17 protein-coding genes are annotated in these 24,332 nt (G+C 72.4%); 7 read left to right on the forward strand and 10 right to left on the reverse strand.

What is annotated here, in order from left to right:
• The first annotated feature begins 346 nt into the window (after positions 1–346).
• Entirely contained in the window at positions 347–1,423 is a 1,077-nt protein-coding gene (locus Pen02_RS30310) for an NAD-dependent epimerase/dehydratase family protein (RefSeq protein ID WP_239141545.1), read from the forward strand.
• A gap of 91 nt (positions 1,424–1,514) precedes the next feature.
• Here the strand turns inward: Pen02_RS30310 and Pen02_RS30315 are convergent, their stop codons facing one another.
• The gene (locus Pen02_RS30315) at positions 1,515–3,233 is read right to left on the reverse strand and encodes a glycoside hydrolase domain-containing protein (RefSeq protein ID WP_203869561.1); all 1,719 of its coding nucleotides are present in this window, start codon (positions 3,231–3,233) and stop codon (positions 1,515–1,517) included.
• Between the two features lie 285 nt (positions 3,234–3,518).
• Between Pen02_RS30315 and Pen02_RS30320 the strand changes: the two genes are divergently transcribed.
• The 3 genes from Pen02_RS30320 to Pen02_RS30330 are packed head-to-tail and all read left to right on the forward strand — an operon-like array spanning position 3,519 to position 6,807.
• Entirely contained in the window at positions 3,519–4,604 is a 1,086-nt protein-coding gene (locus tag Pen02_RS30320; RefSeq protein ID WP_203869562.1) for a Bug family tripartite tricarboxylate transporter substrate binding protein, read from the forward strand.
• Positions 4,604–5,263 carry a tripartite tricarboxylate transporter TctB family protein gene (locus Pen02_RS30325; protein ID WP_203869563.1) on the forward strand — a complete coding sequence of 220 codons (660 nt, stop codon included), beginning with the start codon at positions 4,604–4,606 and terminating at the stop codon, positions 5,261–5,263. The genes Pen02_RS30320 and Pen02_RS30325 overlap by 1 nt, the downstream gene beginning before the upstream one ends.
• Complete coding sequence (locus Pen02_RS30330; protein ID WP_203869564.1) at positions 5,260–6,807, forward strand: tripartite tricarboxylate transporter permease; 1,548 nt, start codon at positions 5,260–5,262, stop codon at positions 6,805–6,807. Before Pen02_RS30325 ends, Pen02_RS30330 begins: the two co-directional genes overlap by 4 nt.
• 16 nt (positions 6,808–6,823) lie before the next feature.
• On the opposite strand, the gene Pen02_RS30335 is transcribed toward Pen02_RS30330, so the two are convergent.
• Both Pen02_RS30335 and Pen02_RS30340 read right to left on the reverse strand, forming a co-directional pair.
• Positions 6,824–7,498: a response regulator gene (locus Pen02_RS30335; protein WP_203869565.1), complete on the reverse strand. Its 675-nt coding sequence runs from the start codon at positions 7,496–7,498 to the stop codon at positions 6,824–6,826.
• Positions 7,495–9,084 (reverse strand): sensor histidine kinase, encoded by a 1,590-nt coding sequence (locus Pen02_RS30340; protein WP_203869566.1) that lies wholly within the window; start codon positions 9,082–9,084, stop codon positions 7,495–7,497. The genes Pen02_RS30335 and Pen02_RS30340 overlap by 4 nt, the downstream gene beginning before the upstream one ends.
• 191 nt (positions 9,085–9,275) lie before the next feature.
• On the opposite strand from Pen02_RS30340, the gene Pen02_RS30345 reads away from it, so the two are divergent.
• On the forward strand, positions 9,276–10,298 hold the full coding sequence (locus Pen02_RS30345; protein ID WP_239141547.1) for a tripartite tricarboxylate transporter substrate binding protein: 1,023 nt from the start codon (positions 9,276–9,278) through the stop codon (positions 10,296–10,298).
• Between the two features lie 159 nt (positions 10,299–10,457).
• On the opposite strand, the gene Pen02_RS30350 is transcribed toward Pen02_RS30345, so the two are convergent.
• Both Pen02_RS30350 and Pen02_RS30355 read right to left on the reverse strand, forming a co-directional pair.
• Positions 10,458–14,555, reverse strand: a complete 4,098-nt coding sequence (locus Pen02_RS30350) for a S1 family peptidase (protein ID WP_203869567.1) — start codon at positions 14,553–14,555, stop codon at positions 10,458–10,460.
• Between the two features lie 16 nt (positions 14,556–14,571).
• Positions 14,572–14,889: a trypco2 family protein gene (locus Pen02_RS30355; RefSeq protein ID WP_203869568.1), complete on the reverse strand. Its 318-nt coding sequence runs from the start codon at positions 14,887–14,889 to the stop codon at positions 14,572–14,574.
• Between the two features lie 170 nt (positions 14,890–15,059).
• Between Pen02_RS30355 and Pen02_RS30360 the strand changes: the two genes are divergently transcribed.
• Entirely contained in the window at positions 15,060–16,100 is a 1,041-nt protein-coding gene (locus Pen02_RS30360; protein WP_203869569.1) for a hypothetical protein, read from the forward strand.
• Between the two features lie 180 nt (positions 16,101–16,280).
• Here the strand turns inward: Pen02_RS30360 and erm are convergent, their stop codons facing one another.
• From erm to Pen02_RS30375, 3 genes are all read right to left on the reverse strand, one after another.
• Entirely contained in the window at positions 16,281–17,069 is a 789-nt protein-coding gene (erm, locus tag Pen02_RS30365) for an ErmE/ErmH/ErmO/ErmR family 23S rRNA (adenine(2058)-N(6))-methyltransferase (protein ID WP_203869627.1), read from the reverse strand.
• A 574-nt stretch (positions 17,070–17,643) separates the two neighbouring features.
• Positions 17,644–19,758: a putative bifunctional diguanylate cyclase/phosphodiesterase gene (locus Pen02_RS30370; protein WP_203869570.1), complete on the reverse strand. Its 2,115-nt coding sequence runs from the start codon at positions 19,756–19,758 to the stop codon at positions 17,644–17,646.
• A 26-nt stretch (positions 19,759–19,784) separates the two neighbouring features.
• A complete protein-coding gene (locus Pen02_RS30375; protein ID WP_203869571.1) occupies positions 19,785–20,591 on the reverse strand; it encodes an SAM-dependent methyltransferase in 807 nt (268 codons plus the stop codon).
• Between the two features lie 267 nt (positions 20,592–20,858).
• On the opposite strand from Pen02_RS30375, the gene Pen02_RS30380 reads away from it, so the two are divergent.
• A complete protein-coding gene (locus Pen02_RS30380; protein ID WP_203869572.1) occupies positions 20,859–21,230 on the forward strand; it encodes an FKBP-type peptidyl-prolyl cis-trans isomerase in 372 nt (123 codons plus the stop codon).
• Between the two features lie 105 nt (positions 21,231–21,335).
• On the opposite strand, the gene Pen02_RS30385 is transcribed toward Pen02_RS30380, so the two are convergent.
• Together Pen02_RS30385 and Pen02_RS30390 are read right to left on the reverse strand one after the other, a co-directional pair.
• Complete coding sequence (locus Pen02_RS30385) at positions 21,336–23,207, reverse strand: Xaa-Pro dipeptidyl-peptidase (RefSeq protein ID WP_203869573.1); 1,872 nt, start codon at positions 23,205–23,207, stop codon at positions 21,336–21,338.
• A 430-nt stretch (positions 23,208–23,637) separates the two neighbouring features.
• Complete coding sequence (locus Pen02_RS30390) at positions 23,638–24,330, reverse strand: hypothetical protein (RefSeq protein WP_203869574.1); 693 nt, start codon at positions 24,328–24,330, stop codon at positions 23,638–23,640.
• Positions 24,331–24,332 lie beyond the last annotated feature (2 nt).

Raw genomic sequence — 24,332 nt, forward strand, 5'->3', positions numbered from 1 at the left:
GCCACCGGAACGGCCGGGCGGACCCCCGGCGGGGTGGCGGTGAATCACCATCGATTGATTTCCATCTATGTTACTGCCCGTGTCGGCCGTGTCAACGCGCGCCAGCCGACCGAACGTAACCACATTGAAATATGTGGATGCGAATCACGCCATCGGCCGGATGCCACGACACTCCACGGGCCGGGTTCTTACGCCGATCCGCGTCTCCGACACCGAGGTTTAGCTGCGCGATCGACGGGAACGGCCACGCCATGAGCATTACCGTGACCGTACGCGCGCCCTCGGACGACCGGACCGGACGGGCCGAGCGGGATCGTGCGGCCGAGCCGGACGGCGGGACCGAACGGTGACCGTACGGGGCGGTACCGGTTCGGGGCTGCGGGTCGTGGTGGTCGGCGCGACCGGCAACGTCGGCACGAGCCTCGTCGAGACGCTGGGCCGGGAGCCGGCCGTCGGCAGCATCGTCGGGGTGGCCCGCCGACCGCCCCGCTGGCGGGCGCCGAAGACCGAGTGGGCCGAGGCGGACATCGTCGCCGCCGACCTCGTCGAGATCTTCGACGGCGCGGACGTGGTGGTGCACCTCGCCTGGCTCTTCCAGCCCACCCACCAGCCGCTCACCACCTGGCGGGTCAACGTGATCGGCGGGCGGCGGGTCTTCGACGCCGCGGCCCGGGCCTGCGTACCCGCGCTGGTGCACGCGTCGTCGGTCGGGGCGTACTCGCCGGGGCCGAAGGACCGGGCGGTCGACGAGAACTGGCCCACCGACGGCTGGCCGACCGCCGGTTACACGAGAGAGAAGGCATACCTGGAGCGCGCCCTCGACGCGTTCGAGCAGCGGCATCCGCGGATGCGGGTGGTGCGGCTGCGGCCCGGGTTCACCTTCAAACGGGAGGCGGCCAGCCAGCAGCGCCGACTCTTCACCGGCCCACTGCTGCCCGGTCGACTCGTCCGGCCGGGGCTGCTACCGGTAATGCCCGACCTGCCAGGACTGCGGTTCCAGGCCCTGCACGCGGCGGACGTCGCCGAGGCGTACCGGCTGGCGGTGCTGGGCGACGTGCGCGGCGCGTTCAACGTCGCCGCCGAACCGGTGGTGGACGGGAAGCTGCTCGCCGATCTCCTGCGGGCCCGACCGGTACGCCTGCCGGCCGGGCCGGTACGCGCCGCGCTCGCCCTCGCCTGGCACCTGCACCTGGTACCCGCCGCACCGCACCTGCTCGACGCGGTGCTCCGCCTGCCGATCATGGACACCACCCGGGCCAGGACCGAACTGGGCTGGTCGCCCCGGCACACTGCCCGGGAGGCGATCGAGGAGTTCCTGGACGGGCTGCGCGGCACCGGCGGAATGTCGACGGCGCCGCTGGCACCCCGGCTGCGCGGCGGCCGGCTCGCCGAAGCGGGCACCGGCGTCGGCCAGCGCCCCTGACGCTCGCGCGACGGCCGACACGGCAGTCGGCGTGGGGGCGGCGGTGTCCGTCGGCGTGGGGGGCGACGGTGTCCCGTCGCCCCCGGCCGGTTCAGACCCGGGTGACCCGGACCGCGTCGGCGATGACGTAGCCGGTGCCGCTGGTCCACCGGCTCACCCCCACCCGGTCGCCGTCCCCGGCGGCCAGCGGGAAGACGCCGAGCGGCACCCACTGGCCACCGGTGAGCCGTTGGTTCACCCGTACCGTCTGGTTGCCGCTGGTGGTGGCGACGACGAACGGGGTCGAGTCGTTGTAGCCGGAGTCGGCCGGGTACCAGACCGAGACCTGGTAGTTGGCGGTCTCCGGCACGTTCACCCGGTACCACGCGACGTCGCTGGACGGGACCGGGTCGGCGAACCGGTAGTCGGTGCCGTGCCGCTGGGCGGAGTAGGTCGAGGTCCCCCAGTTGGCGCTCGCGGTGAACCGGCCGGCCGTGCTGTTGTCGACGATGCTGCTCCAGGTCGGTGGCTGACCGCCGCCGCCGTCGGTCGAGACGTCGAGGTAGTTGCGGTCGATCTGGATCCGCACCCCGCCCCAGGTCTCCTGGACGTCACCGGCGTACTGGTGCAGCCGTTGGTGGTTCGCGTAGTACTCCGCCGGGCAGTACGGGCCGGCGTCGAGGTTCGCCGCGTCGTTCCACCAGGCGAACCAGAGCTGGTCCACCCGGGTGTACGCCGGGTCGTTGTACGCGCCGCACAGGTCCGCGACCCCGGACGAGCCGCTGGAGTACATCCCCGAGAGGTAGCCGAGCGCGTGCAGACGTTCCGTCCAGCCGGACAGGTACGACAGCACGGCCGCCTTGCAGGACGCGTTGGACGGGTAGTGCTCGATGTCGTTGTAGATCGTGCTGCCGGCGAGGATGCCGAGGGCCTGCGCGGCACTGACCGCGCTGGTCGCCCGGCTGGCACCCTGGGACCGCGCCGTGGCCGGGTCGGCGGACATCTTCGGTGTCCGGGTGCCGCAGGGGGCCTGGCGGTCGAGTTCGATGGGGATCAGGCGCCAACCGTTGTTGGTCTGGTTGGTCACCCAGGTCGCCGTCAGGTTGGGTTGGGAGCACGAGCGGCTGGCTCCGCTGATGTAGATCCCGACGGCCCGGTACGGCGAACTGGTCCGCCACGCGTTCATCGTGGCCTGGGACGGCGCGGTGCAGGTGTCGAAGCCACGGCCGACGAAGGTGCCGGGCTGCGGGCCGGCCGCCGCCAGCGGGGCGGACGCGGCACCGGGCCGGGTCAACGCCTCGGTGGCGGCGGGCGGCGACACCGCGTCCGGGCCGAGGGTCGCGGTGCCGAGTACCCGTCGGACGAGAGCCTCGGTCAGTGGGGTGTGCACCGCCGTGACGAGTACGCCGGCGTCCCGCACCGCGACCTGGATCGCGTCGTCCCGGGAGACGGGTGCGGCCACGGTCGCCGCGCCGGGGGCGGTGGTGGCGGCAGCGGCCGGCAGCCGGTCCGCCGACCGGGCGTCGATCGGTTCGATGTGCAGCCCGGCGGTGCGCCCGACCAGCCGGGACGGGCAGGCGGACTGGTTGCCCGGACGTCCGAGGTAGACCGCGGGCCGGTCGAACCGCAGACACGCGTGCGGCTCGGCGGCGAGGTCGACGACCGGCCAGTTCTGCGGAACGGCGACCCGGTAGCCCTGGTAGCTGACCGTGCGGCTGCCCTCCGGCGCGGCCGGCACTGCGGGGAGGCCGGCCCGGGCCGGTGCGACCGCCAGCGCCGAGCCGGCGAGCACGGTGGCGAGGCCGGTCAGGCCCGCCATGATCCTCTTCATCCGAGCCTCCTGGAGGAATCCTTACATCTTGTGTCGAGGTTTGGAGAATTCCTACCAGAGATCGACGGCGACCGCTAGACGGCGGTACACCGGATACACGGGGATCTCCACACCGGCCGACCCGGCCGCCGCCGGCCCACCGACCACTGCCGGCGGCGGGCGTGACCACAAAGACCACAACGAACTCCATGACCGTAACGGTGACGGCCGTCACCTCGACCGGAAGCATCTACGCAACCCAGCGTTAACGCTGCGGCAACAGCTGCGCATGTCGAGGAGAGACCGATGACAGACCTTCGGAACGCGCCGGGCCGGCTCGCCGCCTCCCGCCCGCCCGGCGTCCCCGGCCGGGGTACGGCCGGCCGGCGGCGGGTCGCGGCGCTCGCCTGCGTACCCCTGATCGCGGTCGCGGCGGCCGGTTGCGGCGACACCGGTGGCGCGGGCGGCGACAGCGCCGCGGTGAAGTATCCCACCCGGACCATCCAGTTGATGGCGCCCGCCGCGCCCGGTGGCGGCTGGGACAGCACCGCCCGGGCGATGCAGAAGACGCTCACCGACGGCAAGTTGGTCACCGAGTCGGTCGAGGTCACCAACGTGACCGGTGCGGGCGGCACGCTCGGACTGTCCCAGTTGGTCACCAAGAACAAGGGCGACGCGCACCACCTGATGGTGACCGGCCTGGTGATGATCGGCGGGGTGGTGACCAACAAGTCTCCGGTCAACCTCGGGCAGACCACTCCGATCGCGACGCTCACCGCCGAGCAGGAGGTCGTCGTCGTACCGGCGAACTCCAAGTACCAGACGTTGCAGGAGCTGATGGCCGACGCCAAGGCCAACCCGGGGTCGATCAACTGGGGCGGCGGCTCGGCCGGCGGCACCGACCAGATCCTGGTCGGACTACTCGCCAAGGCGGCCGGCGCGGACCCGAAGGCGATGAAGTACGTCGCCTACTCCGGCGGCGGCGAGTCGAAGGCGGCGCTGCTCTCCGGCGACCTGACCGCGGCCGTCTCCGGCGCCAGCGAGTACGCCGACCTGGTCGCGGGTGGCCAGGTCCGCGCCCTCGCCGTCTCCGGCGCCACCGGCATCGACGTCGGCGCCGGCAAGCCCGCCCCCACCATCAAGGAGTCCGGGTACGACGTCGAGCTGATGAACTGGCGCGGCGTCGTCGCCGCACCCGGCATCTCCGACGGTGAGCGGGCCGCCATCATCGAGCTGGTCGACAAGCTGCACGCCTCGGAGCAGTGGAAGCAGACGCTGGCCGCGCAGAAGTGGGACGACTTCTACCGCAGCGGTGACGAGGCGAAGGCGTACTTCGACCAGGAGAGCAAGCGGATCACCGACGTACTGACCGAGATCGGGCTGGCCGGTTGATGTCCTCGGAACCCGAGACCCGGGCAGGGGTGGCCGAGCCGGTCGCCCCTGCCCCGGCGCCCTGGGGAGCCCGCGTCCTCGGCGCCGTACTGCTGGCGGTGGGGCTCTTCCTGCTCTGGACGGCGTACCGGGCCGCCGGTGGTGACTACTCGGCCTCCGGGCCGTGGCTGGCCCCGCTGGTGGTGACGACCGGCTGGGTGGTGCTGGCGACCTGGTACCTGGTCGGCCAATTCCGCACGCCGCACCGGGTCGAGCCGGCAATCCTGGCCGAATCACACACTCCCCCCGGGCCGGAAGCCGCCGCCCGGCAGAACGACGAGCCGGACACGGCTGCCGCCCGGAAAGACGGGTCGAACGCCACCGAGACCCGGAACGACGGGTCGGACGCCGTCGACGGTCGGGACGACGAGCCGGCGGCGGAGGTACGCGCGCTGCCGCCGGCCCTGGTCAGTGCCGCGCTGCTCGGTTACGTACTGCTGCTCGCCCCGGTCGGGTTCGTGCTCGCCTCGGCGCTGTTCTTCGTGGCCTGCGCCCGGATCCTCGGCAGCCGCGCCTGGCTGCGGGACATCGCCGTGGCGGTGCCGCTCGCGCTCGGCGTCTACTACGGCTTCACCCGAGGGCTCGACATCACGCTGCCGGCCGGGGTGCTGCCGCTGTGAACGTCTTCGGCGACCTGCTCAGCGGCTTCGGCACCGTGCTGGAGCCGCAGTACCTGCTCTACGCCGCGATCGGCGTCACCCTCGGCACCTTCGTCGGTGTGTTGCCCGGGATCGGGCCGGCGCTGACCATCGCGCTGCTGCTGCCGGTCACCTTCAACCTGGACGACCCGATCGGCACGTTCATCATGTTCGCCGGCATCTACTACGGCGCCATGTACGGCGGCTCGACCACCTCGATCCTGCTCAACACCCCGGGCGAGTCGGCGTCGGTGGCGACGGCGATCGAGGGGTACCAGATGGCCCGGCGCGGTCGGGCCCGGGCCGCGCTGGCCACGGCGGCGATCGGCTCGTTCGTCGCCGGCACCATCTCGACGCTGCTGCTCACCCTCTTCGCCAAGCCGGTGGCCTCGCTCGCGGTCGAGTTCCGCGCGGCGGACTACTTCGCGCTGGCCCTGCTGGCGATGGTCGCGGTCACCGCGCTGGTCGGCCGGTCCCTGGTCCGTGGCCTGATCTCGCTCAGTCTCGGACTCTTCCTCGGACTGGTCGGGCTGGACGAGCTGACCGGGCAGGCCCGGTTCAGCTTCGGCACCCTCGAACTGCTCGACGGCATCGACGTGGTGGTGATCATCGTCGGGCTCTTCGCCATCGGCGAGACGCTCTACGTGGCCAGCCGGCTGGGACAGTTGCCCGACCGGGTCACCCCGCTCGAACCGGCCCGGGGCGGCTTCGGCTGGCTGAGCCGGCAGGACTGGGCCCGGTCGTGGCGGCCGTGGCTGCGCGGCACCGCCGTCGGCTTCCCGTTCGGCGCGCTGCCGTCCGGCGGCGCCGACATCCCGACCTTCCTCTCCTACACCTACGAACGGCACCGGGCGAAGAACAAGGCCGAGTTCGGCAAGGGGGCGATCGAGGGGGTTGCCGGGCCGGAGGCGGCGAACAACGCGGCCTTCTCCGGGGTACTCGTGCCGCTGCTCACCCTCGGCATCCCCACCTCGGCGACGGCGGCGGTGATGCTGGCGGCGTTCCAGATCTTCAACGTGCAGCCGGGGCCGCAGCTCTTCGACAAGTCCCCGGAACTGGTCTGGGCGCTGATCGCCTCGCTCTACGTCGGCAACGTACTGCTGCTCCTGCTGAACCTGCCGCTGATCCGGCTCTGGGTGAAGGTGCTCCAGATCCCCCGGCCGATCCTCTACGCCGGCATCCTGGTCTTCGCCACCCTCGGCGTGTACGCGGCCACCAACAGCGTCACCCAGGTGCTGATCGCGTACGGGATCGGGGTGCTCGGGTTCTTCATGCGGCACTTCGAGTTCCCGATCGCGCCGGTGATCCTCGGCGCCATCCTCGGCCCGATGATGGAGTTGCAGTTCCGGCGCACCCTGGTGCTCTCCAACGGGGACCTGAGCGTCTTCGTCACCCGGCCGCTCACCGCCGTACTGCTCGGGCTGGTCGTGGTGGCGGTGCTGGTGCCGTTCCTGCCCCGGATCGTCGCCCGGCTGCGCGGCCGACCCGCCACCGCCGAACGGCTCGCCTTCGGCGAGGACGACTAGCGGAACGGGAGCCCCGTCAGGCTCCGCCGGTCCACCGGTAGCGTCGTTCCGGTCGGCCGGCGGAGCCGTACCGCAGGCTCACCCCGGCCTTTCCGGCGCCGACGAAGTGTTCCAGATAGCGGCGGGTGCTGACTCGGGACAGCCCGACCCGGTCGGCGCACTCGGTGGCGGAGAGGTCGCCGTCGGCCGACCGCAGTGCCGTGGCGACCAGTTCGGCGGTCGGCTGGGTGAGTCCCTTCGGCAACTCGATCGGGGCCGGGCGGAGCGCGACGAAGAGCCGGTCGACGTCGTCCTGGGCCACCTCACCCGAACCGGCCAGCCGCTGCTGCGCGGCGGCGTACCGCTCCAGCCGGTCGCGCAGGGCGTCCGAGGTGAACGGCTTGATCAGGTAGTGCACCACCCCGCCGCGCAGCGCGGTCCGGATCGTGTCCACGTCCCGGGCCGCCGTCACCGCGAGGACGTCCACCACCACCTCGCCCTCGCGGAGCCGGCGCAGCACCTCCAGCCCGGAGAGGTCCGGCAGGTAGATGTCGAGCAGTACCAGGTCGGGACGGAGCCGGTGCACCGCGTCCAGCGCCTCCGCGCCGGTGTGCGCCACCCCGACGACGGTGAACCCGGGCGTTCGCTCCACGAAGCCCCGCTGTACTCGAGCGACCATGAAGTCGTCGTCGACCACCAGTACCCGGATCATGCCGGCGCCCTCCCCCGCACCCCGACGGCGGCCCCGGCGGTGGCCGGCAGCGGCAGCCGGGCCCGGAACGCCGCGCCCGCCACCTCGACGCTGCCGCCCCGGCGCTGGCAGATGAGCCGGACCAGCGCCAACCCGAGCCCGTGGTGGCCCCGGGCCGGATCCTTCGTGCTGTAGCCCTGCCGGAACACCTCCTCGACGAGTTCCGGCGGCACCCCCGGGCCGGAGTCGCCGACCCGCACCACCACCTCGGCGTCGACCAGGGCGACCGCGACCTCCACCCGGCCGCCGGAACCCACCGCGTCCAGCGCGTTGTCCACCAGGTTGCCGACCACGGTGACCAGGTCGCCGCCGAGTTCGTCGTCCACCGCCGGCAGGTCCGACTCCGGGGCGACCGCAAGCCGCACCCCCTGCTCGGCGGCGAGGCTGGCCTTGGCGATCAGCAGCGCGGCCAGCGCCGGGTCGCGGACCAGTTCGGTGACGTCCCGGTTCAGTTTCTCGTGCACCTGACTGGCCCGGGTCACGTAGCGGATCACCTCGTCGTGCTCGCCCAGCTCGATCAGCCCGGCGATGGTGTGCAGCCGGTTCGAGAACTCGTGCGCCTGCGCCCGCAGGGCGTCGGTGGTGTGCCGGCTGACGTCCAGCTCCCGGCGGAGCGCGGTCAGTTCGGTCCGGTCCCGCAGGGTGGTCACCGAACCGACCCGGCGGCCCCGGACCAGCACCGGCCGGCGGTTGAGCACGAGTACCCGGTCGTCGCTGAGCACGATCTGGTCGACCCCGGTGACCTTCCCGGTGAGTACGTCCCGCAGCCGGGGCTCCATCGGCTCGGCGTGCAGCGACCGGCCCACCGGCAGGGCCGCCAGGCCGAGCAGCCGGACCGCCTCGTCGTTGACCAGGGTCACCCGGTCCGCCGTGTCGGTGCCCAGCACTCCTTCCTTGATGCCGTGCAGCATCGCCTCCCGGTGCTCGACCAGGCCGGTGATCTCGCGCGGCTCCAGGCCCAGCGTCTGCCGTTTCACCCGCCGGGCCAGCAGCAGCGACCCGGCCAGCCCGAGCACCCCGCCGAGCAGCAGGTAGGTGAGCAGGTTGGTGAGCCCGGCGGCAAGCTGTTCGGGCAGCGTCGGATAGGTCTGGCCGACCACGATCAGGCCGAGGAACCGGCCGTCCCGCTCGTCGAGCACCGGCACGTGCGCGACCAGCACCTTGGAGCCGTCGTCCACCACACCGACCCAGGACCGGCCGGCGAGACCGTCGCTGCTGCCGAGCACCATCGGCGAGCCGGCGTCCGGGCCGGTGACCAGCTTGCCGGTGGCGTCGGCGATCAGGACGTACGTCGCACCGGAGACCGCACGGGCACTCTCCGCCACCGCCGCCAGCGCCTCCTGGCCGTGCGGGTCGCCGATGCCCATCCGTACGGTCCGGTTGATCGCCGCGTTCTCCCCGACCGAGCGCAGCCGGGAGCCCTCGTCCCGGCGGAACGCCGCGTCGGACTCGGCGATCGAGACGGCCGCCACCGTGCAGACGACCAGCAGCACGATGCCGAGTTGCAGCAGCAGGAACTGACCGGCCAGGGACATCCGCTGCCGCATCGTTCCTCCTCGTCCGGTTCGTCCATCCGCCGCCCCCGGTTGCCGACGTCGCCCGGAGTCCCCGGCACGACGCACGGTACGTGCCGGCACGGCAACCGGGAAGCTCTCACCTGACCAGCCCCGACGTCAACCGGCAAATTCCCCTGGCCACGGGTGGTGACAACCGGGCGTCGGCCGGTCAGGATCGGCGGATGGCCCGCGCGACCCGTCCGAGGAGCAGATGGCTGGCCGGCGCGCTCGCCGCCGGCCTCGCCGTGCTGCTGGCCGCCGGGTCGGGCTGCGCCGACCGGCTCACGGACCGTGCGACCGGACTGCGGCTGCTGGTGCCCAACGCACCGGGCAGCGGCTACGACGTGACGGCCCGGACCGCCGCCAAGGCCATGGCGGACGCGGGCGTCGCCCGAGGGGTGGAGGTCTTCAACCTGCCCGGCGGCGGGGGCGTGGTCGGGCTCCGGCGACTCGGCTACGAGCGCGGCAACCCGCACCTGATGATGCTGATGGGGCTCGGCGTGGTGGGCAGCCAGTTCGCCTCCGAGGCCCGGTTCACCCTCCAGGACACCACGCCGATCGCCCGGCTGATCGAGGAGCCGGCGATCGTGGTGGTGACCCGCGACTCGCCGTACCGGGACATCGGCGGGTTGATCGCGGCCTGGCGGGCCGATCCGGCGAGCGTGCCGGTGGGCGGCGGCTCCTCCGCCGGTGGGCCGGACCACCTCGCCCCGATGCTGCTCGCGGACGCGGTCGGCATCCCGCCCCGGCAGGTGAGCTACCGGCAGTTCGACGGCGGCGGGGACCTGCTCGCGGCGATCCTCGACCACCAGGTCGACTTCGGTGTCTCCGGCCGCAGCGAGTACGCCGACCAGATCGCCTCCGGTCAGCTCCGGGTGCTCGCTGTGACCAGCGAGTTCCGCATCCCCGGCACCGCCGCGCCGACCCTGCGGGAGCGCGGTGTCGACGTGGTGTTCACCAACTGGCGGGGCATCGTGGCGCCGCCCGGACTGGCCGACCGGGACGTCGTCGCCATGCGTGACCTGGTCGCCCGGTTGCACGGCTCGGCGGAATGGCAGGCGGTCCTGGCCAAGTACGGCTGGACCGACGCGTACCTGGACGGCGCGGCGTTCGGTGACTTCCTCCGGGCCGAGAACGCCCGCCTCGCCCACGCCCTCGACGGGCTCGGCCTGCACCCGACCGGCCCGTCCGCTGCCGGCGGCTGACCTCGGCGCCCCGGGTCTTCGGAGTCAACGGCGCGCGAACGACGGCCGGTCCATCCGGCGTCGGTGGTTGCCCCGGCGACCGGCGCACCGGCACGCGGACGACGGCACTCTTGCCCGTCCGGCGGCTGACCTCGGCGCGCGGGGCACCGGCGGGAGCGCTCAGCCCAGGGCGAGCCGGGCGAGGGCGTCCCGATGTGCCTGGATGCCCGCCCGCAGCTCCGTCGGCGCCGCCGGATGCCGGTCGAGCCACGCGTCGAGGTACCCGGTCGCCCGGCGTACGTCCTCCCCGGTGGCCCGCCCCGCGCCGGCATCGCGGCGCAACCGGTGAGCCACCTGCGGCAGCAGTTCGGCGGCGGTACCGTCGTCCACCCATACCTCGAGCCAGTCGAGCCCGACGGCCAGTATCCGGTCGGCCTCGGCGGGATCACCGGGGTTCCCGTCCCGCAGCACCGCGGCGAGCAGCCGGCCGGCACCGCTGACCCGCGAGGTCCCCGGCCCCAGTCGGGCGCAGGCGACGACCGAGGCGCGACGCCGCACCTCCGGCGGCAGGGTACGGTCCGTGAGCACCCGGGCCAGCAGTTCGGCCGTCCGGCCGGATCCGGGGTTGCCCGCACACCACTCGACGCAGGTCGAGTGCAGTTCGTCCCGCACCGGCCCGTCGAGTACGTCGACACCGCGCAGCAGGATCGGCAGCACCCACCCGGCCCGGACCGGCATCCCGTCGACGGCCAGTTCGCCGCACGCCCGGCCGACGAACCGGTTCCACTCGGGCGTCGTCTCGGCGCGCTGCGTCAGCAGGACGTCCACCAGTCTGCGCCCCGAGTCGCCCAGCGGCAGCAGCCGGGAGAGCATCTGGACGGTACGGTCGACCAGCTTTCCCCGGTCTTCCCGGCTCGCCCGGGGGTTGCGCAGCGCGGCGGTCAGCAACTTGACCGCGCTCTCGTCGGACGGGTGCGCGCCGAGCCACTCCAGCGTCGCGGCCAGCGCCGTCGCGTACTCCTCCGGAGTGAGGTCGTGGCGGGACAGCAGCGAGGTCATCGGGTAACTGGTGTGCGGGTCGCGGGGGTGACGAGCGACGTGTGCGAAGGTGAGGGCCAACAGGTCGGCCCGGAGGTCCGCCAGCCGGGACGTCTTGGCGAGCAGCGCCGGGAGCAGGTCCCGAGCCACCGTCGGGCTCGGCGTCTCCCGGTACAGCGCCAGCGCCTCGTCCGCACACCGGCGCAGACTGTCGGCGTCGTCGTCGATGAGCCGGGTCTTCAGCAGCGCGCCGAGCACGCTGACCCGGGCGATCCGGGTCGTCTGCGGGCCGAAGAGCCAGCTCAGGGTGAGCGTGGCCAGATCCGCCGACTCGTCCTCGCTGAGCCGCGCCCACTTGTCGGTCTCCCGGCGGGCCAGGTGCAGCATGCGGTCGAGTACCCGTCCGGTCTCCTTCACGCCCGGGTTCTTCCGGAGCCAGTTCAGGGCGAGGCCCACGGCGTCGACGAAACTGTCCCGACTGCGGCGGTCGGGGATGATCAGGTTCTCCAGCACGTACGCGGCCTCGGGTCGCAGGCCGTAGCCCCGGGGATCCCTCAGCCACCGCAGCGACTCCTTCACCGCCTTCCTGACCACCGCGTCGGGCAGGTCGCGGCGCTGGCGCTGGCGGGCCAGCACGGCCTCCAGGGCGAAGCTGGCGTTGTACGGCTCCCGGGGCGCGATCCTGTCGAGCAGGAAGAGCGCGGTCGCCTCCAGGTCGGCACCGGTCAGCTCGGGACGCTGGACGAGCGGCGGGGCGACGTACGACGCGTTGCGGTGCGAGCCGTTGCGCCGCAGCCAGCCGAGGGCCCAGGCGACGACCCGGGCGGCGTGCGGATGGCCGGGTGGCAGGCCCAGCCTCCGGCTGTGGTCGAGCAGGTCGCGCAGCACGAACGAGGCGTTCGGGTGCGGCGCGTTCTGCGCCAGCCACCAGAAGGCCCGTTCCACCGTCCACTCGTCGTAGGCGGCATCGAGTCCCTCGGGCGGAGAGAGCCGGTGGAACGCGAACGCGGCCCGGGGGTTGCTGAGGTTGTGGCTGAGCCAGCCCATCACGTACGGGTATCCGACCTGCGGGTCCAGGCACGAGGCGGTGGCGAGTACCCCGTCCCGGGATTTCGGGTCGCGGAAGTGCCGCCGTAGCCAGGATTCGGCGATCGGCTCGACCAGCCGGCGGATGCCCGGTCGCCAGCTCGGCAACCGCAGCAGGGTGTCCAGCGTCTGCCCGTCCGGGTCCCCGTCGAGCAGCGCGGTCAGTTTCTCGGCCTTGTCGACGCACCACTGCGCGACGGCGCTGTCGAGGGCCAGCCCGGTCGGCTCGCCGAGCGACTCCCGCAGCCGCTGCAACGCCACGGCCACGTTGCGCAGTACCCGCTGGTCGTCGAGGCCGGGTTTGAGGGTTCGGCGGAGTACCTTGACCCGGATCGCGCCGGAACCGTGGTCGTCCGTCCCGGAATCCGGTTCCACCAGCACCCTGGTGAGCAGGTGGTCGGCGTACAGGTCGTGCACCGTCCGAATGGTGTCGTCGCTCCGGCTCAGGATGCCGGCCCGGCACAACGAGTCGAGTAGCCGAGAAGGCTGCCACGGATTGCCGAGCGGGCTGAGGATCTTGCCGCGCTTCTCCAGCGCCGACTCCAGCGTGCCGACGGACTGCGGGGTCGCGGCGGCGATCCAGGCCGCGGCGGTGAGCCGCCCGTCGGGCTTGGGGCTCGGTTCCCCCTCCGGCACCGACGGCAGCCGCAGTTCCTCCCGGTCCAGCACCTTGCCCAGCCAGCCGGCGACGTCGTCGCCGCCGAGCGGTACCGCCGTGCTGATGTCGAGCCCTTCGGACGCGGCATCGTTGTAGTAGCGGGCGAGCATCACCGCGATGGCCGGGATCCCCCGGCAGATCGTCAGCACGTGCGCCTCGCCCGTCTGGTCCACCGCCGCCCCGGCCGCGGTCCGCACCGCCCGGCGCACGATCGCGGCCTGGTAGCCGGGGTCGGCCCGGACCTCGATGACCTCGAATGCCCCTCCCGGCTTCAGCTTCCCACCGGTCCTGCGCAGCGCGGCGGTCCGGACGGGGCCGAGGACGGCCACCCGCGCGCCGACGTTGTGCGCGCCGTCCCGCAGCGCCCGGACCGTTTCCGCGGTGGTGTCGGCGAGCCATTCGAGGTCCTCGACGACCAGCAACACCGGCGCGGAGAGCACCTGGACACTTCGCCAGGCGTCCTCTATGGACGCCCGATGACCCGGTTCCCCGAGGTGGATGACGACCCAACCCTCGCGCTCGGCGAGTGCGGCGGTTTCCAGGCAGAGGCGGGTCTTGCCCACTCCGGGTATCCCGGCCAGCATCACCCCGAGCTGCGGATCGGCGCTCTCCGCCGTACGGGTCAGCGCGGCGAGCACCCGGCCGGGTGAGCTCGGATGGTCGCCCGGATCCACGAAGGGCAGCCTGCCGGGGGTGAGGAACGGTTTCTCGGCGGTCAGCTTGTCGGCGTGGTCGCCGTACGCGGTCAGCGCCGGACAGCCGCGGTTCCAGCCGTCCGGTAGGACCGGGCGCGGATCCGGCTGGATGTCCTCGGCGGCGAGGAGGTCCCGCCACCGTTGGTCGGTGACGGCGTCGAGCGCGCCGACCGTGTGCTGGCTGCCCCCGCCGTCCGGAAGGTGTTCCCGGAACACCCCAACGAGTAGGTGGGACTCGTCGGTGAAGACCGCCGCGCCGGACATTCCCCGCCAGGGGCTGTCGTCCGGCGTCGGCGCCGGCGCCGGCGTGGCGTCGAGCTGGAAGTCCAGCGTTCCGGGCCGGGCGGGATCGGCGCCGGTGAGGATGCGACCCAGGGTCTGCGTCCGGCCACGCCGTCCCTCCCCGGTCTCCCTGATCCTCAGTTCGGCGTGTTTCGGGAACCCCATCGCGACGGCGCTGACGGTCGTCGCCCTGGTCCGGTCCACCCGGCCCAGCCGGACCGGTGCGACCTGCTCCGGCGGCGGCTCGTCGAGGCGTAACAGGGCGAGGTCGACACCGTCGTGGCCGCGCCACACGCAGGTCGCCCGCCGGCTCTTGCCGTCGCCGCCCAGCTCGACGAGGAGCGACACCCCGTCCGGGCCGCAGTCGGCCGGCACCTTGTCGAAGACGTGCCCGGCGGTGAGCACGAGTCGATCGGATATCTGGTAACCGGTACCGAAGTAGGGGTACTCGGTTTCCGGGGGGCAGTGCACGAAGACTCCCGCCACCCGGCCGGGTCGAGGTTCGGTATCCCTGGCCACCGCACGAACCCCCGACCTATCGCGGCGGTCGCCGCACCCTGTCGTTCGTCTGTACCGGATCTCCGCCGGCAGTCCTGGCGTCGAGTTGGATCCGCAGGGTCTGTACGTCGCTGCGGCTCTCCGACGCCCTCGCCCCGGCCGAGATCACGTAGACCTTGATGCCGCCCTCGACGTCCCCGGCGCGGGTGAGCGTGGTCTGCAACTCCAGCTCGAGCGAGGAGACGCCGAGTCGTACCGGTCCGCCCTCGGCCTCGGCCGCCTCCATCGCCTCGGCGAGTTCCCTGCGGATCGCGCCGAGGGCGGCCGCCAGGCCGATCTTCTGGTCGTCTGCCAACGAACTCAGCACCCCCATGACTGGCCGGACTGCGGCAACTCCGGCCATTCTCGCGCATTCGGTCCAGCATGGTCCACCGCGCTCCGCCGCCCTCCATCCTCATCGGACGGCGCGGTAGAGTCGCCCGCGACCGGCAACCCCGCCGGCACCTCCCCGGACAGGAGCCCGCCGTGGCCGCCTCCGCCCACCGGTCGGCACGGGCCGCCGCCGCTCTGCTCACCGCCGCCGTCCTCGGCACGGTCCCGACAACGCACGCGTCGGCGGGCACGGCGCCGGCCGGCGACACCGCCGTGGCGGCGGAACGGGTGCTGCGGGTCTACAACAACAACATCGAGAACCTCGTCGTGAACAACGCCGACGGCACCTGCACCCGGATCTCCGGGCCGGACCACCTCACCTCGATGCTGGTCGACGACAGTGGACGGACCGGTACGGCCGGCGTGGTCGCCCCCGACCTGCTGATCGTGCAGCAGGTGCGGGGCACCGGGCAGGCGGAGGCGTACGCCGACCAGCTCTCGGCCAAGTTCGGCTACCCGGCCGGCACCTACGGAGCGATCGTGGCCTGGGCCGACCCGGAGCCCTGGGGCAGCACCCACAAGTGCAGCTCCCAGTCGCTCGGCGACCTGAAGAAGAAGCAGACCAACGGGATCCTCTACAACACCCGGACGCTCAGCCTGGCGGCCGGGGACGTCTCGAAGTACTGGAGTGCCGGCTGGCTGAGGCCCGGCACGGCGTACGCGAACGGTGCCGGCTGCACGCTCTACAAGCCGCCGAACAGCGACCCGGACAGCACCGACTATTACAAGTGGAAGCGAACCAGCGCCATCGCGGCGAGGTTCACCGTCAAGGCGACCGGCACCACGGTCTTCGCCGCGACGATGCACCTGCCGCAGGAGAACCGGCAGAACGCCTGCGCCGGGGACGGCTACACCGGCATCGGCGGTACCGGCATCCACCTCGGTGCGGACGCGACCAGTCTGATGAACGCCTCGACGATCCGGGTCGTCGGGATCGACGCGAACCGCACCGGCATCCCGGCCAGCACGCTGAGCGGCTTCGGCATGACCGGTTACGGGACCGGCGCGACCAGCGGCTCCAGCAAGATCGATTATCTGTTCGTCCGGGGTACCGTGCAGCCGTCCGCCATCGGCCACACGGTGCGCGGAACCAGGTCGAACCACCTGGCCCTGTACGGCTTCATCACCTACTGACGCCGCTGCCGACGCTCGTCGTCGGCCCGGCCGCCGGTCCCGCCCGCGTCGATCCCGTGCGCCTCCGAGGCGTGTACGGCGCGGCGACGCCCGCCGACGACCGGCATCCGGCCAGCACGGAGACGGCGACCGGTGCGGCCGGCGGGTAGCCCCGCCGACCGCACCCGGCCCTAGGTCGGCTCAGCGCCGGGTCGAATGGATGGCCTGGAACAGTGAGATCCACTGCTCCGGCCAGACGTACCCGACCACGGTGTCGGCGGGCACCCGGTTGGCCCGCAGCGCCGCGTCCACCCGCCGCGCCGGATAACCCCGGTGCAACGAGGCACGCAGCGAGCCGCCGAGCCCGCTGAAGCCGAGCGCGACGAACCGTTCGTAGTCGGCGAGCTGGTGCAACGGCAGCAGATCCGTCGCACGGCGGTCCAGGCGGAGGATGCCGGAGTCCACCCGGGGCATCGGCCGGAACCGCTCCCGGGGAATCCGGCCGGCCAGCTTCCACCGCAGCCACGGCCAGGTCTGCACCGTCCGCAGCGTCCACCGGCCGTAGTCGCCGGAGCGCTTCCGGGCGTACTCGAGCTGGGTGACGAGGGTCGCGCTGGTCAGCCAGGACGCGTCCAGGCACCAGTCGACGATCCGGCTGGTCGAGGCGTACGGGATGTTGCCGACGACCGCGAACGGCTCGGTGGGCGGCCGGGCCGCGACGAAGTCGCCCGGTACGACCCGGAACCCGGGCGCCGTCCGGAACTCCTCGGCGAGCCGGGCGACCAGGCCCGGATCGATCTCGTACGCGACGACCCGCCGGCACCGCCGGACCAACTCCCTGGTCAGCGCGCCCTGCCCGGCGCCGACCTCCAGGATCAGCCCGGTCGGGTCCGGCCGGGCCGACTCGACGATCTGGTTGATGGTTCGCGCGTCGCGCAGGAAGTTCTGCCCGAGCACCCGGCGCGACCGGTCCGCACCGGTACGCGGCACCGCCGGCCGCCCGGGCCGGTCGGGTCGGCGCCGGGCCGGCGGGTCCGCCGGGCGGACGTGCGGGCGGTTCTCTCGATCCAGTTGGTGGTGCGGTTGGTGGTGCGGTTGGTGGTGCGGGTCATGGTGCGGGTTGTGGTGCGGCACAGCCGTGTCCTCCCGCCCGGGGAAAGTCCGGGCCGGTAGTGGGACAGGCGGGCACGCGACGGCCACGACCTGTCCCGGAACGATCAGGACTCGGATGACCCTGGACGTGCGGATGTCAGCGGCTCGCGCGCACGCGTCATCGACGCGGTCGACCTCCCCGGGCCACGACGACGCGGTACGTCGGGTGGGCCGGGTGGAGGTTCACGGCGCGGTGCGCCACCGGGGAGACGAGGCTGGCGTCTGGCCCACGCCGCGTCGGCGGCGACGGCGGTCGGACGACCCGGATGCTGCTCCCGTGCTCAGCCGGCCAGGGCGGCGCGGCGGAGCCGGTGGCGGTTCAGGATCTGGATCGCCTGGTCAGCGGTGCACGTCCCGGTCAGGGAGCCGCGGATCAGGGCGTGGAAGGCGCGAGGCACCCGGCCACCCTAGCTCAGTGGGTCGGTACCGGATCAACCGGTTTTCCGCCCCGGCCGACGATCATCTCGGTCAGCACGTCCGGATCGCCCGGTCGGGCGAACCACCAGCCCTGGGCGTGGTCGCAGCCCATCGAACGGAGCAACTGAGCCTGTTCGAGGGTCTCCACCCCCTCGGCGGTGACGGTCAGGTTGAGCCCGTGCGCGAGCGCGATCACACTGGCCACGATCTGCCGGTCGGCCGGCGTACCCGGATGTCCGGGAGCGAGCCCCTCGATGAAGGCGCCGGCGATCTTCAGCTCGCGTACCGGCAGTCGACGCAGGTAGGCGAGGTTGGAGTAGCCGGTCCCAAAGTCGTCCACCGCGACCCGTACGCCGTGCGCGGCCAGCGCCTGCAACACGTCCGCCGGGCCCTGGGCCGGACCGAGCAGGGCACTCTCGGTCAGTTCGACCTGCAACCGGGTGGGTGGCAGGCCGACCTCGGCGAGAGTCCGGAGCAGTTCCTCGGCGAGGCCGACGTCGTGCAGTTGCCGGGCAGAGAGGTTGACGCTGACGAACGGCGCCCGCTCGCCCAGCTCCCGGTACCAGCTCGCGGCCTGCTGGCAGCCCCGGCCCAGTACCCACCGGCCCAACTGCCCGATCAGGCCGATCTCCTCGGCGAGGTCGATGAAGATCTCCGGCGCGACCGGGCCGTGCTCGGGATGCGTCCACCGCAGCAGCGCCTCGGCACCGATCGGCACGCCGTCGGTCAGCCGCACGATCGGCTGGTACCGCAGGGTGAAGTCGTCCCGGTGCAGGGCCGAGCGGAGACCGGTGGCGAGCGTCGACCGGAGCGCCTGGGCGTCGTGCCGGCTCGCGTCGTAGACCTCGTAGCGGTCGCCGCCGGCCGCCTTCGCCCAGTAGAGCGCGATGTCGGCGGCCCGCATCAGGTCGGCCGGCTGGCTGTGCGGGATCCGGTCGTCGGTCACGCCGATGCTCACCGAGACCGAGAGCTGGTGTCCGGCCGCCGGGATCGGCTGCCGGACGGCCGACACCACCCGCTCCGCCACCCGTACCAGTCGGGTCGGGTCCGGGCCTGCGGCGACGATGACGAACTCGTCGCCGCCGAGCCGCCCGGCCAGCCAACCGGGCTCGGCGACGCAGCCGGCGAGCCGAGCGGCGACCGTGCGGAGCACGTCGTCCCCGGCCGCGTGGCCGAACGAGTCGTTGATCGTCTTGAAGCCGTCGAGGTCGAGGTAGCAGATCCCGACGTGCTCGTCCGGCCCGAGCCGGTCGATCAGCTCGTCGAGCCGGCGGAGCACCAGCGCCCGGTTGGGCAGGTTCGTCAGGGGATCGTGCAGGGCCTGGTGGGAGAGCGCGGATTGCAGATGGTAGCGCTCGGTGTCGTCCTGTGCGGTGACGACCAGGTGGGTCACCTCGCCGTGCGGTACCGGGGCGAGCGAGAGCCGGAGCCAGACCGTACCGCCGTCCGGACGGCCGAAGGCCGCGTCGAGTTCGGCGTGTGTCCGCCGCCCGGCGTGCAGTTCGGCGAGCGCCTCGGCGACGGCCGGACGGTGGCTCGGCTGAGCCAGCCCGGTCAGCCGCCGCCGGACCAGTTCGGCGACCGGACGGTCGAGCATCCGGGCCAGCGCCGGATTGGCCTGCACGATCCGGTTCTCCGGGTCGACGACGCAGATCCCGCTGGCCGAGGAGACGAAGAGCGCCTCGAAGCGCGCCTCGCTGGCCGCCCAGGCCTGCTCGGCGGTACGGCGGGCGGTCAGTACCGCCCGGATGATCGACTCCAGCTCGCGCTGGGTCCGTTCCCGCAACGCCTGGGCGTACCCGGCGGCGACCGCGCCGAGCAGTTCGGTCCGGGCGATCCGGTCCGGCCGACCCGGCTCGGCGGTGGTGGGCGGAAACCGTTCGGCCAGGGCGGAGACGGTGGCCTGCAACGCGGACACGTTGGTGTAGCCGTCGTCGACCAGCGCCGCGCCCACCTCCCGGGCCGCGACCAGCCCGTCGGTCGAGCCGACCATCCGTTCGGCATGGCCGAGCAGGACCTGGCCCAGGTCGTCCAGCCGGACGGGTACGTAGCTGGTCCGGGCCATCGACCGGGCCCAGTGCCGGGCGAACTCGTCGAGGGCCGCCGACACCGGCTCAGGCCCACGGCCCGGCCGGGTCACCGCTTGCGTCCCACTCCGGCGTAGATCAGTGCGCCCCGGTAGCGGTCGTCGACCGTCTCGGTCGGATCCGGGCGCCAGTCCGGCAGGTTCACCAGCCCCGGCTCCACCAGCTCGAAGCCGGTGAAGAACCGCTCCGTCCCGGCCCGGTCGCGGGCGGTCAGCGGTGTCGGCGTACGCCGGTAGAGTTCTTTGATCTTCTCGTCCGACTCGTCACTGGCGCCGTGCGCGCCCTGGGTCACCACCAGATAGCTGCCCGGCGGCAGCCCGTCGGTCAGTCGGTCGATCGCCCCGTGCGGGTCGTCCGCGTCCGGGATGAAGTGCAGCAGCGCGACCAGCAGCAGCGCGGTCGGCTGACCCAGGTCGAGCAGGCCGGCGTCGCGTACCTGGTCGAGGATGTCCTGCGGGCGCCGCAGATCCGCCTGGAGTACGGCCGTGCGCTCGTCGCCGCGCAGGATCGCCCGGCTGTGCGCCACCGCCACCGGGTCGATGTCCACATAGACCACCCGGGCCTCCGGGTCGAACTGCCGGGCGACCTCGTGCACGTTGTTGGCGGTCGGGATGCCGGAGCCGATGTCCAGGAACTGCCGGATGCCCTGGGCGGCGAGAAAGCGTACCGCCCGACGCAGGAAGGCGCGGTTGGCCCGGGCGTAGCGGACCGCGTCCGGCCAGGCCAGCTCGGTCTTGCGGGCGATCTCCCGGTCGACCTCGAAGTTGTGCGATCCGCCGAGCCACACGTCGTAGATCCGTGAGGCACTGGGCCGATCGATGTCGATGTCGTCGGGCGCCCAGTCCGGTTTGCTCACCGTCACACTCCGCCAGTTCGGTGTTCGCCGTCCGGCCCGGACCCTGCCACCGCATCCTGGCCAGCCCGCGTCCGCACCGGTATCCGAAGTCGACAGCGTACCGATCAGAACCCGGCCGACGAACCCGCAGACATCGAGACACGCCACCGTCTTCGCCCGGCGACGGCGCCGAGAACCCTTGCCCCGACAGGGCTCCCGCCGTTCACCTGCCGCGACACTCCGCCGGGCGTGATGATCACGGTCCCGGGCCGGCGTTAAGGTACCCGGATGGAAAAGCCCACCGTGGGTCTGGTCGACGGTCCGCCGCCGGCCGACCTCGTCATCGAGGACATAACGATCGGGAATGGCCAGGAGGTCCAACCGGGCCAATGGGCCGTGGTGCACTACGTCGGAGTCTCGTTCGACTCCGGCGAGGAGTTCGACTCGTCGTGGAACCGCGGTTCGCCGTTCAGCTTCCCCGTGGGTGGCGGCAAGGTCATCGAGGGTTGGGACCAGGGCGTACTCGGGATGCGGGTCGGCGGCCGGCGCAAGCTGGTGATCCCGCCGCAGCTCGGCTACGGCAACCAGGGCGTCGGCAACCGGATCAAGCCCGGCGCCACGCTCGTCTTCGTCGTCGACCTGGTCGACGTCAAGTTCTGATCCGTTCCGACGTCGAATCCTGACCCGGCCGGGTCCACCCCGGCCGACGGGCCCCGGACGTCGACGACGCCCGGGGCCCGTGCAGCCGATCGGGCCGGTCCGCGCTCAGAAACCGAGCGCGGCCCGGCCGCCCACCACCGGCAGGGTCAACGTGCTCGACTTGGGCAGCACGGTGAGCCGGGTGCCGGGCAGCGGCAGCAGGGTGTATTCCTGGTCACTGGAGAAGATCACCAGACCGAGCCGGTGACCCGCACGGAAGACGTAGTCCTTCGGCTCCATGGTCCAGCGGTAGTCGTTCATCCGTCCCGGCCGGACCGGTTGGCCGTGCGCCTCGCTGGTCCGGTTCTGCGGGTCCAGCCAGCCCCGGGTGACCACCACCGGCGCGTCGGTCGCCCCGGCCGGGCCGTAGTCGACCAGGTAGCCGGTCAGGTTCGCGGCCGTCCGGTTGTCGACCGAGAGGCGTACCCGAAGCTCCGGCCGACCCGAGATCCGCACGTCCCGGGCCAGCGCCGGGGAGGTGTAGACCAGCCGGTGCGGGTTGGCGCTCTCCGGCCCGGCCACCAGGTCGGCCGGCGCGATGGTCCGCCCCGAGTCGACCAGGCTCTGCGCGGCCCGGCCCCGCCCGCCGTGCCCGACCAGGCTGCCCGGTGCGGTCGGATCGGTCGCGGAGAGCCCCAGCGACACGTTCCGGGCGGCCGGATCCGGCCAGTCCCGGTACGTCGCGTAGACCCGGTCCTCCCGCTGCACCACCGCCCTCGGCTCGGCCATGATGTCGTTCTTGACGCCCCACAGCCAGTAGTCGAACCAGCGGTTCTCGGTCTGCTTGTAGGTCCACGACCGGCCGTCCGGCAGGGTCACCGTGGCGGCGCTGCCCGGCCCACCGTGGCCACCCTGGTGCAGCCACAGCTTGCGCGGCACGCCGTACCGGTCGAGTTGGTCCCACCAGTCGGCGAACTGCCCGGTCTTCACGTTCCAGTCGTTCAGCCCGTGCACGACGAAGACACTCGCCCGGACCTTGCGTACCCCGGGCAGGTAGTCCCGGTCCTGCCAGAACCGGGTGTAGTCGCCGGTCACCCGGTCCTGTTCCTCGGTGATCGCTGCGATCTCGTCGGCACAGGTGCCCTCGGACCGGGCCTGTCCGGCGGTGTACATGGTCAGGATGTCCGCGTCCTCACCCTGGTATCCGCCGGGCGCCACCACCAGGCCGTTGGCCCGGTAGTAGTCGTACCAGTTGCTGATCGCGGCGACCGGGACGATGGTCTTCAGCCCCTCGACGCCGGTGGTCGCCACCATGTTCGGCAGGGTTCCGTTGTAGGAGACCCCAGTCATCCCGACCGCACCGGTGGTCCAGCCGGCCCGCACCGGTACGCCGCTGGCGTCGTACGCCCTGGCCCGACCATTGAGCCAGTCGATGATCGCCTTGGTGCCCAGCGTCTCGGCCGAGTCACCGGTGGTCGGGCAACCGTCCGAGTCGCCGGTGCCGACGCTCTGGCCGAGCACCACCGCGTAGCCGCGCGGCACGTAGTAGTCGTCGAGCTGTCCGGGCAGGTTCGCCTTGGCCCGCAGGATGCTCGGCTCCTCCGCCCGTCGCGCCGACGAGCCGGCCGACGCGTTCTGCGGAAGGTCGTCGACCAGGACGCTCGGATAGGGTACGTCGTCCCAGGTGTCCTTCCGGTACGGCGAGTGCTCCAGGATCACCGGCACCCGCAGTCCGGCCGTGTCGGTCTCCCGGGGCCGGGAGATGTCCGCCACCACCCGGTCACGCCGGCCGTCGTGGTCGGTGTCGAGGGTGGTCTCCACCCACACCCGTTCCTCGATCGCGTCGGCGAACGAGAAGACCGGTTGGGTCATGCCGTCCTGCACGACTATGCCCGGTGGCGGCGCGGCCGGCGCGGCGCTGGCCGGTACCGGTGCCGCGACCAGGGCCAGTCCGACCGCGTACGCCCCGAGAATCTTCACGGGACCTGCTGTTGGCATGGAGTTGCTCCTCTCGACCAGTCCTCGTGGGCCGGCGCCGGCGCCGTACTGCCCGGCGGTCCGGACCGGTTGTCGCGGCCGTCGGACCGGGCACTGTCCGCATCGGACGATGCGGCGCATTCCGGGGTTGTCGGAATGGTCGGAGCGGGCCGCGCCGAGAACGGGCTTGACTACGGCGGAAAAGAGATTGCCGATGGTGGGGACATTGACGGCTCATCCTAGATAGCCCAGCCCGATACGTCGATTGCTGGGGTGTCTTCGGCAGGATCACGGCAGCACCTGGCCCGGCCGGGACTTGGCTAACCGCCATACCGGGAGGTAGCTTGACCGCCGACATCGTAGACAGTTCGTACCGACGTGACCGTTGACGGGGCCGGGAGCGCGACGGCGGCGAGTTCGTGCTTATTGGAGGCTGCATCCCGGTGAGTTCCTACACAATTACGATTTCCCCGGACGACCAGACGCGAGCGACCACGACGTTACGCATCGAGGTCACCGAGAACGCCACCAGGATCACCGAACTGGTGGTACGCGCCGGTGCGGGTGGCGGACTCACGCCAGGCGAGCTGCCCACCGTCGACGTCAACCAACTGCTGCGCGCCGTGATGCCGACCCGTACCGCGCCGACGGCGGCAGCCGGTACGACCCCGCTGGTTCCGGTCGAGGCACCGGCCGACGATCCTGCCGAGTCCGCCCCGTCCACCGGTACGGCTCCGCCGGCCACCGCGCCGGAATCGCCGGCTCCCTCCTCGGAGTTGTCGGCCACCTCGTCGGACTCGTCGGGGGCGTCCGCCTCGGCCGCCTCGTCGGACCCGGTCGGGGCTGCACTGTCCGCTGTGGAGTCCTCGCCGGAGATGGTCGTGGAGCCGCCGGCCGGGAGCGGCACGGCGAAGGCAACTCCGTCCAGGAGCGCTGCCAGGAAGTCGGCGACGTCGGTAGCCGCTGGCCGGGGCGGCACGGCAACGCCGAGCGCCCGGAAGAGCAGCACCGCGAGCAAATCCACCCCGAGCAGGTCCGCCACGAGCAGGTCCGCCACGAGCAAGACCGCCGCGAAGGACAAGGCCACCGCGAACAGCAAGGCCGTCGCGAACAGCAGGGCCACCGCGACGAGCACGGCTGACACGA

This window comes from Plantactinospora endophytica (assembly GCF_016862915.1).
Lineage (GTDB): Bacteria > Actinomycetota > Actinomycetes > Mycobacteriales > Micromonosporaceae > Plantactinospora > Plantactinospora endophytica.